Origin of the sequence: Comamonas avium (assembly GCF_014836675.1) — a bacterium.
GTDB lineage: Bacteria > Pseudomonadota > Gammaproteobacteria > Burkholderiales > Burkholderiaceae_C > Comamonas > Comamonas avium.
Genome location: NZ_JACSQK010000010.1, coordinates 16,089 through 28,636, shown reverse-complemented (window position 1 = coordinate 28,636; position 12,548 = coordinate 16,089). Strand labels below are relative to the sequence as shown.

Annotated in this window: 12 protein-coding genes; 9 read left to right on the top strand and 3 right to left on the bottom strand. The window is 54.0% G+C overall.

The annotated features are described in order from the left end of the window. Positions 1 to 13: 13 nt before the first annotated feature. The 7 genes from H9646_RS17150 (at position 14) to H9646_RS17120 (ending at position 7,518) form a co-directional block, all read left to right on the top strand. Positions 14 to 853, top strand: coding sequence for an EI24 domain-containing protein (locus H9646_RS17150; protein ID WP_191724615.1), 840 nt, complete (start codon positions 14 to 16; stop codon positions 851 to 853). 281 nt (positions 854 to 1,134) lie between these two features. Next, complete coding sequence (glnA, locus tag H9646_RS17145) at positions 1,135 to 2,550, top strand: type I glutamate--ammonia ligase (protein ID WP_191724614.1); 1,416 nt, start codon at positions 1,135 to 1,137, stop codon at positions 2,548 to 2,550. Between the two features lie 197 nt (positions 2,551 to 2,747). After that, entirely contained in the window at positions 2,748 to 3,245 is a 498-nt protein-coding gene (locus tag H9646_RS17140; protein WP_191724613.1) for a hypothetical protein, read from the top strand. Positions 3,246 to 3,268: 23 nt separating this feature from the next. After that, positions 3,269 to 4,342 (top strand): nitrogen regulation protein NR(II), encoded by a 1,074-nt coding sequence (gene glnL / locus H9646_RS17135; protein WP_191724612.1) that lies wholly within the window; start codon positions 3,269 to 3,271, stop codon positions 4,340 to 4,342. Between the two features lie 44 nt (positions 4,343 to 4,386). Continuing rightward, on the top strand, positions 4,387 to 5,934 hold the full coding sequence (gene ntrC / locus H9646_RS17130; protein ID WP_191724611.1) for a nitrogen regulation protein NR(I): 1,548 nt from the start codon (positions 4,387 to 4,389) through the stop codon (positions 5,932 to 5,934). A 208-nt stretch (positions 5,935 to 6,142) separates the two neighbouring features. Next, positions 6,143 to 7,006 (top strand): hypothetical protein, encoded by an 864-nt coding sequence (locus H9646_RS17125; RefSeq protein ID WP_191724610.1) that lies wholly within the window; start codon positions 6,143 to 6,145, stop codon positions 7,004 to 7,006. Positions 7,007 to 7,179: 173 nt separating this feature from the next. Next, on the top strand, positions 7,180 to 7,518 hold the full coding sequence (locus tag H9646_RS17120; RefSeq protein WP_191724609.1) for a MoaF-related domain-containing protein: 339 nt from the start codon (positions 7,180 to 7,182) through the stop codon (positions 7,516 to 7,518). A gap of 194 nt (positions 7,519 to 7,712) precedes the next feature. Here the strand turns inward: H9646_RS17120 and H9646_RS17115 are convergent, their stop codons facing one another. Then, complete coding sequence (locus tag H9646_RS17115) at positions 7,713 to 8,516, bottom strand: META and DUF4377 domain-containing protein (protein WP_191724608.1); 804 nt, start codon at positions 8,514 to 8,516, stop codon at positions 7,713 to 7,715. A 252-nt stretch (positions 8,517 to 8,768) separates the two neighbouring features. Here H9646_RS17115 and H9646_RS17110 point away from each other — a divergent pair, with 252 nt between their 5' ends. Next, a complete protein-coding gene (locus H9646_RS17110; RefSeq protein ID WP_191724607.1) occupies positions 8,769 to 9,368 on the top strand; it encodes a DUF2242 domain-containing protein in 600 nt (199 codons plus the stop codon). Between the two features lie 52 nt (positions 9,369 to 9,420). On the opposite strand, the gene H9646_RS17105 is transcribed toward H9646_RS17110, so the two are convergent. Next, positions 9,421 to 10,287, bottom strand: a complete 867-nt coding sequence (locus tag H9646_RS17105) for a peptidoglycan DD-metalloendopeptidase family protein (protein ID WP_191724606.1) — start codon at positions 10,285 to 10,287, stop codon at positions 9,421 to 9,423. Positions 10,288 to 10,463: 176 nt separating this feature from the next. Between H9646_RS17105 and H9646_RS17100 the strand changes: the two genes are divergently transcribed. After that, positions 10,464 to 10,841 (top strand): oxidoreductase, encoded by a 378-nt coding sequence (locus tag H9646_RS17100; protein WP_191724605.1) that lies wholly within the window; start codon positions 10,464 to 10,466, stop codon positions 10,839 to 10,841. A gap of 105 nt (positions 10,842 to 10,946) precedes the next feature. Here H9646_RS17100 and H9646_RS17095 read toward each other — a convergent pair whose 3' ends face one another. After that, on the bottom strand, positions 10,947 to 12,311 hold the full coding sequence (locus H9646_RS17095; protein ID WP_191724604.1) for a YdgA family protein: 1,365 nt from the start codon (positions 12,309 to 12,311) through the stop codon (positions 10,947 to 10,949). Positions 12,312 to 12,548: the final 237 nt, after the last annotated feature.

Below are 12,548 nucleotides of genomic sequence, written 5' to 3'. Positions count from 1 at the left end.
TTATGCTCATGCCATGCAAATGATGTTTGATGCACTGTGGCGCGCTTTGGCTGACTGCCTGCGGGGGCGAGTGATTGCGTGGTCCTTGTTCCCCTTGCTTGTCGTGGCCGCCATGGTCGCGCTTGTGGGCATTTTTTGGTGGGATGGCGCTGTGGCTGCCGTGCAGACATGGCTGGAGCGAGCCAGCTGGTTGCAATGGCTGTGGGCATGGATGGGCAGTAGCTACGCCTATGCAAGCGCTATAGCGGCGGCAGTGACTGTGGTGCTGCTGATGGGCCCTGTGATCGTCATCGTTGCGCTGGCAGTAGTGGCGATGGTGATGACGCCGCAAATGGTGGAGCTTGTAGCGCAGCGCCGCTTTGCGCATCTGGAGCGAAAACGCGGCGGTGGCTGGGCCAGTAGTGCTTTATGGGCCATGGGCTCTACGGCATTGGCATTGCTGGCGTTGCTGCTGTCAATCCCGCTGTGGCTGGTGCCGCCCCTGGTGCTGGTGTTGCCACCGCTGATCTGGGGCTGGCTGACTTACCGGGTCATGGCCTTTGATGCACTGGCTGAGCATGCCAGCCAGGCTGAGCGACAAATCATTTTTAAGCAGCACCGTTATCCGTTGATGTTGATGGGGGTGATTTGCGGCTACGCTGGCGCAGCGCCTGCCATTGTCTGGGCGTCTGGCATGGTGTTCGTGGCGGCATTCTGGATTTTGATTCCTATTGCCATCTGGATTTATGCACTCGTGCTCGCTTTTTCCTCATTGTGGTTTGCCCACTATGGATTGGCGGCGCTGTACAGCTTGCGTGCAGCAACGGCACCCGATGCAGCACCTGATGCACCATCTTCGGCGCCAGTTCTTTAAACCGGCCGTTGTGTTTTGAATCAATTGGTGCATTCCGTAGGGTAGATGACTAAGTGCATCAATATGGTGCGTTCTTACGAACTAAAATGGTGCCCATGAAGCAGGCTCGGAGGAGTTTGCTAGATTTGCACCAAAATGGTGAATGACTCAAAGGCCGTGAAGCCCACATACTTCATGGCCTTATGCTTGTGAAAGTATGGAGCAGGGCCAGTTTCAAGCTGGCACACAAACTGCTTTGCTAAACGCGTACTTTCTATGAAGCGCTTTTCCAGGAGAACCTGATGGCTAAGACCGTTGCAGATGTGATGAACCTAGTGAAGGACAACGAGGTCAAATTTATTGACTTCCGCTTCACCGATACCCGTGGCAAAGAACAGCACGTGACCGTGCCTGTGTCGCACTTCGATGATGACAAGTTCTCTTCGGGCCACGCCTTTGACGGTTCGTCGGTTGCCGGTTGGAAGGGGATTGAAGCTTCGGACATGCTGTTGATGCCCGATCCCAATACCGCGAATATCGACCCCTTCTTTGAAGAAACCACACTGATTTTGCAGTGTGACGTGATCGAACCCGGTGATGGCAAGGCCTATGACCGCGACCCCCGCTCGGTAGCCAAGCGCGCCGAAGCCTACCTGAAGGCTTCTGGCCTGGGCGATACCGCTTACTTTGGTCCAGAACCTGAATTTTTCATTTTCGACGGCGTGCGCTGGGGTACAGAGCCGCACAACCCCTTCTTTGAAATCGAAGAATACGAAGCGCCTTGGAACACGGGCACCAAGTTTGAAGGCGGCAACCGCGGTCACCGTCCACGCGTCAAGGGTGGCTACTTCCCCGTGCCTCCGGTTGACAGTACGCAAGACATGCGCGCTGAAATGTCCCTGATCCTGGAGTCTCTGGGCATTCCAGTTGAAGTGTTCCACCACGAAGTGGCGGGCGCAGGTCAAAACGAAATCGGCACACGCTTCTCGACATTGGTTGAGCGTGCTGACTGGACACAGCTGCAAAAGTACGTGATCTGGAACGTGGCCAATACCTACGGCAAAACTGCCACTTTCATGCCCAAGCCCTATTCGGGTGACAACGGCTCTGGCATGCACGTGCACCAGTCCGTGTGGAAAGACGGCAAGAACCTGTTTGCTGGCGACGGCTATGCCGGTCTGTCTGACTTTGCGCTGTACTACATTGGCGGCATCATCAAGCACGCCCGTGCACTGAATGCCATCACCAACCCCGGTACTAACTCATACAAGCGTCTGGTCCCTGGCTTTGAAGCCCCAGTGAAACTGGCTTACTCGGCCAAGAACCGCTCGGCTTCGATCCGTATTCCTTACGTGAGCAACCCCAAGGGCCGCCGCGTGGAAGCACGCTTCCCAGACCCACTGATGAACCCCTACCTGGGCTTTGCAGCCTTGTTGATGGCTGGCTTGGATGGTGTGGAAAACAAGATCCATCCCGGCGAAGCTGCCACCAAGGATCTGTACCACCTGCCTCCAGAAGAAGACAAGCTGGTGCCCACTGTCTGCCACAGCCTGGACCAGGCTTTGGAAGCACTGGATGCCGACCGCGCTTTCCTGACCAAGGGTGGTGTGTTCAGCGACAGCATGATTGATGCCTACATTGAGCTGAAGATGGGTGAAGTGACACGCTTTCGCCAGGCCGTACATCCTGTCGAATACGACATGTACTACTCGCTGTAATCTGCATGAAGGGGCCTGTGTACACAGGCTGCTGTCTGCAGATGCGCAAAAGCAGCCTTCGGGCTGCTTTTTTTATAGGACAAAGGTGCTTATGCCTAGTCGGAAAATCAAGGACAGTGCGCGGCTTGCACTGCACAATGCAGTGATGCCGTCAACCTTGGTGGACGCACGGCCCAACCTTGCATGGAGGCATAAGAATGAATAAATGGATAGTTCTCTTGGTGTGCACCATGGCTGGCAATGCCATGGCTCAAGAGCGTATTTACCGGTGCGGCAATGAATACACCAACAGTGCCGCTGTGGCCAAGCAGCGCAACTGTCAAGTAATGGAGGGTGGCCACGTCACGGTGGTGCACACGGATGGCGGCGGCGCTGGCACCTCTTCTGCAAAAGCAGCGAGCAGTGAACCCAAGCCTGCAGCCAGTAATCGGGCTGTGCAGGTCGACCCGAATCAGCAGAAAGCCCGTGATAACGATGCCCGTGCCATCTTGCAGGCAGAGTTGAAGAAAGCCCAGGACAAGCTCAATGCGCTGAAGGCCGAATTCAATGATGGCAATCCGACGAAGTCAGCATTGGAGCTGCGCAATCCCCAGGTTTTCAATGAACGGCTGGAAGCACTGAAGGCAAACATTGCACGGCAAGAGGCGGATGTGGCAGGTATTCAGCGTGAACTCTCGCGCCATTCAGGTGGTTGATTTTTAGAAAGCTTGAGCAGCCCATGCCGGTTGATTCCTATGACGCCATACCGCGTTTTGCAGCGCTGGATCTTCTGTCCACTTTAGTGGTGGTTGTGGATGACAAGGGGGCTGTTGTCTTTGCCAATGCTGCACTTGAGAGTGCCATGGGCATGTCCCGCCGGATGCTGGAAGGCGGAGAGTTTGCTCAGCACCTTTCCGATCCATCCTTGTTGCGTTCAGGGCTGGGTGCGGCCCACGGTCAAGGCTACGCCGCCATGAGTTTTGATACGGGCCTGCAGCGCGCTGTGCAAGAGTCCTTGTTTGTCCATGTGACGGTGACAGCCATCGAGCACTCTGAGCTGAAATTGATTGAGCTGTGGGTGCTGGAGCAGCAGGCGAGACAAGACAGAGAAGAGCGTTTGGTAGAGCAAGCGCAGGCCAACAAAGAGCTGGTGCGTAACTTGGCCCACGAAATCAAAAATCCGCTGGGTGGTATTCGCGGGGCGGCCCAACTGCTGGAAATGGATTTGGAGACCAAAGAGCTCAGGGAGTACACGCAGGTCATCATTCATGAGGCCGACCGCTTGCAAAGCCTGGTGGATCGCTTGCTGGCGCCGCACCGTCACCCCCATCAACTGGTGGATCTGAATATTCATGAGGTTTGTGAGCGCGTACGCTCGCTGGTCTTGCTGGAATATCCGCAAGGATTAAAGATTCGGCGTGACTACGATATTTCTATCCCGGAGTTCAAGGGCGATCGCGCACAGCTGATTCAGGCGCTGCTCAACATTGTTCAAAACGCAGCGCAGGTGCTCTCGGAGAAGCTGGACAACGGCGATGCCGAGATCACATTGCGGACACGGGTTGTCCGTCAGGTAACGATTGGTCGCCAGCGACACAGACTGGCATTGGAATTGCATGTGATTGACAACGGCCCCGGCGTGCCAGATCACATCAAGGAGCGGATTTTTTATCCGCTGGTGACTGGCCGGGATGGAGGTTCGGGCTTAGGGCTGCCCTTGGCGCAAACATTTGTGCAGCGTCATCATGGTCTTATTGAATGCGAAAGCATGCCCGGGCGTACGGATTTCCGTATCCTTATCCCGCTGCCTTAAGACCTGGGCCTTTTAGAACACGCAACGGAAGGTAAACACTGCATATGAAGCCGATCTGGATAGTAGATGACGACCCCTCGATCCGCTTCGTCTTAGAGAAGGCGCTAGCTCGCGAAAACCTTCATACACGCAGCTTTAGCAACCCCCGCGAAGTGCTGGCAGCGTTGGCTGACTTGCCTGAGGGCGACCCAGGTCAGCAGGGCCCCCGTGTACTGGTGAGTGATATCCGCATGCCGGGTGGCTCTGGCCTTCAGCTGCTGGAAGAGGTGCATGCCCGGCTGCCAGATCTGCCGGTCATCATCATGACGGCCTACTCAGACTTGGACAGTGCGGTATCAGCCTTTCAGCGCGGGGCTTTTGAGTATTTGCCAAAGCCCTTTGACTTGCCAAAAGCGGTGGAGCTGATTCGCCGGGCTCTCGAAGAAAGTGAGCGCGAACAGGTTGCAGAAGAGCGTCAGGCAGTCATGCCCGAGATGCTCGGACAAGCACCGGCCATGCAGGATGTGTTTAGAGCCATTGGCCGTTTGAGTCAAAGCGCTGTCACCGTCTTGATCACGGGTGAATCGGGCTCGGGTAAAGAGCTGGTGGCGCGTGCCTTGCACAAACATTCACCCGTTTCAGGCGGCCCCTTTGTAGCGATCAACACTGCCGCAATTCCCAAGGACTTGCTGGAGTCAGAATTGTTTGGCCATGAGCGAGGAGCCTTTACGGGCGCTCAGACACAACGCCGTGGCCGGTTTGAGCAGGCAGAGGGTGGAACGCTGTTCTTGGATGAAATCGGAGACATGCCCTTTGACCTGCAAACGCGTTTGCTGCGCGTGCTGTCTGACGGGCAGTTTTATCGCGTAGGTGGACATACTGCCGTCAAGAGCAATGTGCGCGTGATTGCAGCGACCCACCAGAACTTGGAACAACGCGTGAAAGATGGCGTTTTTCGTGAGGACTTGTTTCACCGCTTGAATGTGATTCGCCTGCGTTTGCCATCGTTGCGTGAGCGTGCAGAAGATGTTCCTATGCTGGTCAAATATTTTCTGCAACGCAGTGCCAAGCAACTGGGGGTAGAGCCCAAACGCATTTCCGAAGCAGCGCTGCAGCGCATGTCGCAGTTCAGCTTTCCTGGCAATGTCCGGCAGCTGGAGAACATCTGCCATTGGCTGACGGTGATGGCCCCTGCGCAGCAGATTTCTACCCAGGATCTTCCGCCTGAAGTATTGGGCGGTGCAGATGATTTAGCGGCAGCGGCCTCCGTGGTGAATATGGCGATGACGGCAGTGCCAGAACCTGTAGCGCACTCACCATCAGCTACAGGACTTGGGCAGACTGCCATACAGCACAGTGAAGCTTCGCTGCTGCAGGGCTGGGAGGCGCTGCTAGAAGTGGAGGCGCGCAAACTTTTGCAAAGTGACTGCAAAGATGTTTGGGATGTCCTGAGTCAACGCTTTGAATCCAGCTTGATCACGACAGCGCTGGGCCTGACGCACGGCAAGCGCATGGAGGCCGCGCTGCGTCTTGGTATTGGGCGCAACACGATTACGCGAAAAATTCAGGAACTGGGACTGGATGGATCAGAGCGTGTCATGGCAGAAAATTAAGCACCAGGTGGCTTCAAGAAAAGGGTGTATGCGTGCATACGCCCTTTTTTATTGCAGGCCAACACGTTGATGCTCACTATTTGAAGCAGTCCTACAGATATCGGCAATCTCTGCCGACCCATTGCAGATGACATGGTTGTTAACAATCAAGAGGCCGCATGTCGGCATTTATTTTGAGTAATTAGCCCGTTTTATCTGCATTAGATCCATGCTTTCTAGATCCCTTTCTCCCTCGTCGGCACGCGCGATAGCGAGTGGAGGTACTGACGCTCAGGCTTCGCACCTGCAACCGCTTGAAGAAGATGACGCCATCGCCGCCATAGATACGCAGATGCTGCTGGTGGCAGACCTTGAGGATGAATACTGGCATGCTCATTTCTTTCAAGAACCATATTACGTGGCGGGGCGAAGCTATGACCAATACAGGCCTGCATACAGATTAGGTTGGAAAAGTGCGCTGCAGCACCCAGATGCCAATTTTGGCGATTTAGTCAAGCAGCTTGAGGTGCGCTGGCCGCATCAACGCACAACCAGTTTGCTTCCCTGGCGAGAGGTGCATGTGGCCGTCAGAGATGGCTGGCGTCATGCTGGCCTGCAAATGCGTAACGTGCAGCAGCATGCCCCAAGCCTGATGCGTGGGCATGAGATTGCGGGGGTGATTGACCCACTGCACCACGCGTGTCTGACCCTGGCCGGTGAATTGCAACGCATGCACTGCATTCCAATGAGTGATTTCTCCAGACAGGTGATTGAGCGCCACATTCATATGCTTCAGAGCATGATCGATGGCTTGCAGTCCTTGACGCCTGCTGTGGTGCAGATTCCGGTCAGTCCGTGGCACAAACGCCTGCGCTTTCATTGGCTGAAGCTCAAATCCAGCTTGTCAGACTGGGTGCCTGCACAAGTGTTCGAAATGTGTGAGTTCAGAGAGAAAAACTTATTGTCTGCCTATCAGCGAGCCTTGCGAAAGCATCTGGCACCAGAGGCCAAGGCAATGCTGCAATTGCATGCCAAGCAACTGCAAAGCCATGTCGAAAAACTGCACTGGGTCAGACACAACACGGTGCTGTGAGAGGCCTGTGCATATTGCACTTCAGCGTGCTGGCCTTGGCACCTATTACATATGCCGCCTAGGCGCTTGCTTGATCATGAGCAGTATTCCCACAGAGCTTTGATAGTGCACATCAAACAATAAATCCCATGGTCTCCGGTTTTGATCGGAGGAGAAATGGAGAAGGATTCACTATGACGATGCATTACACAGGGGCCTTGTTAGGGCGCGAGGCAGTTATTCAGTTTCCTGAGAGCACCGCGCAAGTGAGCTACTCAGTCCGTGGGGAGCTGCAGTGGCGTGTGACTGACAAGAACGGGAACGTAACACAGGGCAATGAGAGGCTGAGCTATCTGCAACTGTCGGACACCTTGCACTTTCTCAACTGGATTGAGAAAACAGGCTTCACAGTCAGCCAGATCATTGATACAGACAACGGAACGGTCAAAGCATTTTGGTCTTATGCAGATCAAATGAGTGATCGTGGGCATCGCGCATCAATGTTTGTGGATGGCTCTTTCCGCTTCACTTAATTGGCCAGAGCAAGCTCAAATGGCCATTGCCTGAAATTTGAGCATGGCCCGCAAAGCTAGGCTGGTGCTCAGTTTTGGCACTTATTCCTAAGGTTGTCCACAGCTAGGCCCACAGATGTTGGGTACAACTCAGATGCCCAAGAAAAAAGCCCTTGCAGCAGTGCAAGGGCTTTTTTTCTATCGTCGATATTCTCTTATCGCACGATTTCACTTTCAACGGTCATGTCAAGGACGTAGACGAACTTGGATGCATCTGCGGGCATGGGTTGAGGGCGTGTGAAGCGTTTGATGCGCAATACGTTGCGCACGCCCGCCTGGTGTGTATAGCCTTCAATCGCGCCGTAGAAGTTTTCCCAAGTGCCCGTGCTTTGCTTGATGCCCTGCTCGTTGTATTTGAGCTCGCGCACTTGCAAGCATTGAGCGTTCGGAATCAAGGGATGATTGCAAGCTACTTTTTGTGGCGCAACTTCTAAGAAGATGCGTTCACTTTGCCCATAAAGGGTCTCAGGGGTCGGTTGACCTTTAAGCTGCCATTTCGCCCCACTTTTAAAATTCAATTCCAAGATGGGTGGAGCGCCATCAGTGATTTTCCAGGTGCTGACGTTGCTCAGCTGTTGTGCAACATTCTTTTCCAATTGCATCAAGTCAGTGTTGCCGCAAGCCATCATGGTTGATGTCAAGCGCTCGATGTGCATCTGTTCGCCTTGCGTGCGGTAGCCACCACTGATGAGGTTGCACAGACGGTCAACACTGACGATATGGTCCGCAGAAAAGCGCAGGCCCACTGTGCGTGTGGTATTTGAGGCAGAAGCTGGCACTTGCCATTGCTTGTCTGCAGTGCCTTGTGCAGTCAATGCCTGCTGCAGTTGCCAGTGGTGCGACTGCAGTGTCGCCGCATTCGCGTGTGCTGGGGTTTTCAAGTCCGCAGAGCTGCTGCAGCCCACCAAAGCCGTGGTGCTGAGTGCGCAAGCCACACCGAGTGATTTCAAATTTAACATTGAGCTATAACCTCCTAATCGCGCATCTTGCACGTTTAACGACAAGCATGCATGAAGAATACTTTTGCTCGCGACTCAATGTTCCCATCAAGTCTGTGGGACAACGTCTTGATACTTTTTACATGTTGTTGATCGCGTGCAGGCAGGCTGTGTAAAACTTCAGGCAGCTATAAAATAATGAGCGGTCAAAGCACTGCAATGTGCAGCACTTTGCAGTGCGGCTCACAATCACAGCTTTCGTGTGGAACAGGCATGTCCAATTTTTTTACTTTGAATTCAGTGCGTGCGCTGTCGCGTGCATGTGTCGCTGCAGGCTCCATAGCCATCTTGACGGCATGCGGCAGTTGGGGTGGCTCCAAGACGGACAGTCTGGTGAAGGTGGAGGAAAAGTTTGGCTCTGCAGCAACTTACTCACGGTTGTTTGATGCCACGCCTGCGCAGACTTGCGAGGCGGCACGCCGGGCATTGCTGAGCCAGGGGTATATCGTTAACAAGACCGACAAGGAATCTGTCGAGGGGCAAAAAAGTTTTCAGCCACAGTCTGACCGCCATGTACTGATGAACATTCGCGTCACCTGTGTGCCAGAGAGCGGTGATGGTCAGCTGAGCATGGGTTTTGTCAGCGCTTTGCAAGACAGCTTTGCTTTGAAAATGGCCAGCAACTCTGCCAGTCTAGGGGTCAGCATGCTGGGTACAGTCTCTGTTCCTGTCGCTGCTGGGCATGATTCCATGATCAAAATTGGCAGCGAAACCGTAACCAGCGACCAGTTTTACGACAGTTTTTTTGATTTGATGCGCCGCTATTTGCTGGTGGATGCACCTCAGGAACTTGCCGGCAGCCGCAAGCGTTAGTCACTCGAAATAAACACCGGGTGACGCTGGCTTTGCATAGGTTTTTGCTGCATCAGCCTAAAAATAACGCGGGGTCCACCATGGTTCGATTGAGCATGACTCCCCAATGCAGGTGAGGTCCTGTGACTCGCCCTGTGGCGCCAACTTTGCAAAATGCTTGGCCTGCCTGCAGGAGGTCGCCGACTTTGCACTGTGTGCTGGAAAGATGGCAATACATCGTCAGCAGCCCACCTCCGTGATCCAGCCAGACAGTGCCACCATTAAAAAAATAATCCCCAACATCAACGACCTTCCCATGCAAAGGTGCTTTGATGACAGTGCCTGTTGCGGCGGCGATATCCATGCCGCTGTGTGGGTTGCGTGATTGGCCATTAAAGACGCGGCGCAACCCAAAGCTGCTCGATCTGCGGCCAGGGCAGGGTTGTTGCATACCCAAGACCGTCGTTTCTGATGTGGGTGTGCTGTAAAGCGCCATGATCGTTTGCTGGTGCGCGCGTTCACGCTCATGGCGGGCCAAATCTTGTGGTGCTAGGTCTACGGTCTTGGGAGAGACTTTCAGACGCTGTTCTGTGTATTGCTTGTCCGAGACTTTGTAGTCCAGCGATTGTGTCCCGTCGTCGTTATGCACGGTGACTGCATGAATGCCTGGTTTGGCTGACAGTGGAATACCCACCAGCGCAGTCCATTCGATCATGTCACCAATGACCAATACAGGAATGCCCTCCGACGTGGCCACTTTGGGGCGAGAGGATGAGGGACCAAGCGACAGGCGGGCTATCCCTCCAGGAACACGGCTATCCATTGGGAGAACTTCGCTGTCTGCTGCCCAGACTGGCAGAGCTGAACAGACACTGAGCTGGAGCATGGCTGACAAACAGTGGCGACGTTGCATAAGAAGTTCCGGTGTTCCAATTGGCATGCCCCGCATTGTGGCGTGACAAGAAGGGTGTGTACGTAAGACCGCGACCTGCGCAGTGCGTGCAAAGATTTTGACGTGGCGCAGAGTGCGTTGCAGGCAGGGCAAGGACACTTCACACCTCTGGTCATGACCGTGCGTGTTGGGTGCACGGCAGATTTATTGAAGGTATTTATCTCATGCAAGCTTTTCGCATTGTGGTTATCGGCGCGGGTGAAACAGGTACACCGCTTCTTCAACAATTGTTGAATGCACCATTTGTGCAAGTACTCGGTGTGGCGGATCTGAATTTAGAGCTGCCAGGCATCGCTTTGGCGCGTGAGCACAAAGTGACCGTCACCGACAATTTCATGGATCTGGTCAGCCAGGGAGCTCAAGTTGACATCATCATTGATGTCACCGGTGCCTCGAAGGTGCGTGAGCAATTGCGCCAGTACATGGTGGATTCTCGCAATACACACACAGTCATCATGCATGAACAGATTGCGTTGTTGATGATGTCTTTGTCCGCAGGCAAGCTGGTGGATAGCAAGCATGGAGCCCAAGCCTACGCTTGATCATTCAATGGTGTGATGACTGGCCGGTAGTTCGGTATTAAGAGCTAGTGCGCTTGTAAAAAAAGGCCTGCAACGCAGGCCTTTTTGATTGGTAAATGCGCCGGTTCAGATTGCACCACCCATGCGCAGCAAATTTTGCAATTCAGCAGGCTGTCCATTGAGTTTGAGTTCACCTTGCTCAAACTCTAATTCGGTGGTGAATTTCTCGCCGCGATCCTGTATCGCTCCGAAGCTGAGCAAGCTTTTGAGGCGCTTGCTCACGCCATCATCCACAGCGGCTTGCAGCTCTTGTTCATCCAGCTCCTTGCCCAGTTGCTCTAGCAAAGCAAGATAGTCGCTACGTACTCTGGCGTCCAGGAGTTGAATCAGTACTGATTTGGGCAAAGAGGCGTTTAACTGCGCTTGCAGATCAGAAACAGGATTGAACATCTCAGGCTGCTGGCCGGCGTAAGCCACTCGGGCGGACATTTCAGCGGGGCCATCCGGGGTTTCAAGGCCGAAACGCGTGATGGCTATTTCCGGTTTGCCAGCTAACAGTTCAGGCAGGTCGCGCAGCGGGAGCGGGATATTTTCTGTGCTTTCAGCTTCGGGGCTGCGCTGCATCCAAAGCATCAGACCATCCAGCCAGCGTGCATCAATATTGTTAAAGCGCATATCGAATGCAAGGTTCTGAACGCTGTATTCAGGCATCTCTACTTTGGCAATGCGTGTGTCCAGCCCCATTTGCACCAGTTTGTCCTGCAGTGTTGTGGTGCTGCTGATGTGCAATTGCTGCAGTTTGAATTGCGTGTCTGATTCGGATTCGAGCGCCGACACCAGCCCGATCTTGAATGTGCTGGGGCCTTCCCAGAAATTGAAACCTTCAGGAATCCGAGCATCGAACGTGACCTCTGCATCCTCTACGTCCATGCGGTTGCCTTCTTCGACTTTCACGCGCAGCACAGGCATGCGCACAAAGCCTTTGGCGGCATTGCGTTCGGCTGACAGGGTCCACTCAGCCTTCAATCCGCCCCAAGTGAGCGACGAGCCATCTTCAAAGTTGGTGGCGAAGTTGGGTGAAAAAAGTTGGTGGCTGGTTTTGCCCGACCAACTGGCTGTGGTGGTCCATTCCAGTGGTGCACGATTTTGCAATGCCTCAACCAGGCTGGGCTCGCTGTCGTCGGGCAGCTGAAAAAGCGAAACCACCTTGGCGGCATGACCCAGTGGCCATGGACCATGCACGATGTCGTGGGTGACCGTGATGTCGTAGGTGTCTTCTTCACTCGCAAAAGACCAGAGGGTCTTGGCGTGAGAGCCTGTGATGCCGCGCTGATACTCCAGAACGCGTACGGTAAATCCATCCTCAGTGCTCCACGACTCAGCTGTTTGCTCCAGTGCTTGCTGAATCTTTCCACCTACGAAATAGCTCGTGCTCAGTGCTGCGACTGCCAGTGCGCCTGCGCTGAGAACGCCAATGGTCAGTTTTTTCATGATCGCCCCTTGTTGTCATGCATTTGCCCAAGGTCAGGCCTTGCGCAGCAAGATTTTAGGGATGGCTTTTGCGCTTGGGGAAAGGGCTTGCGAACTGTTGTTTTTTGTTCTTTAAATTTGTAGCATCCAGCGTAGATATATCAAGCATTAGCTGGCTAGAACATAAGCATCAACACTGGATATTTACAACCTTGGGTGCTGCAAGGGCGACCGAGCTGTTAGCGCTCTTTCCGTACT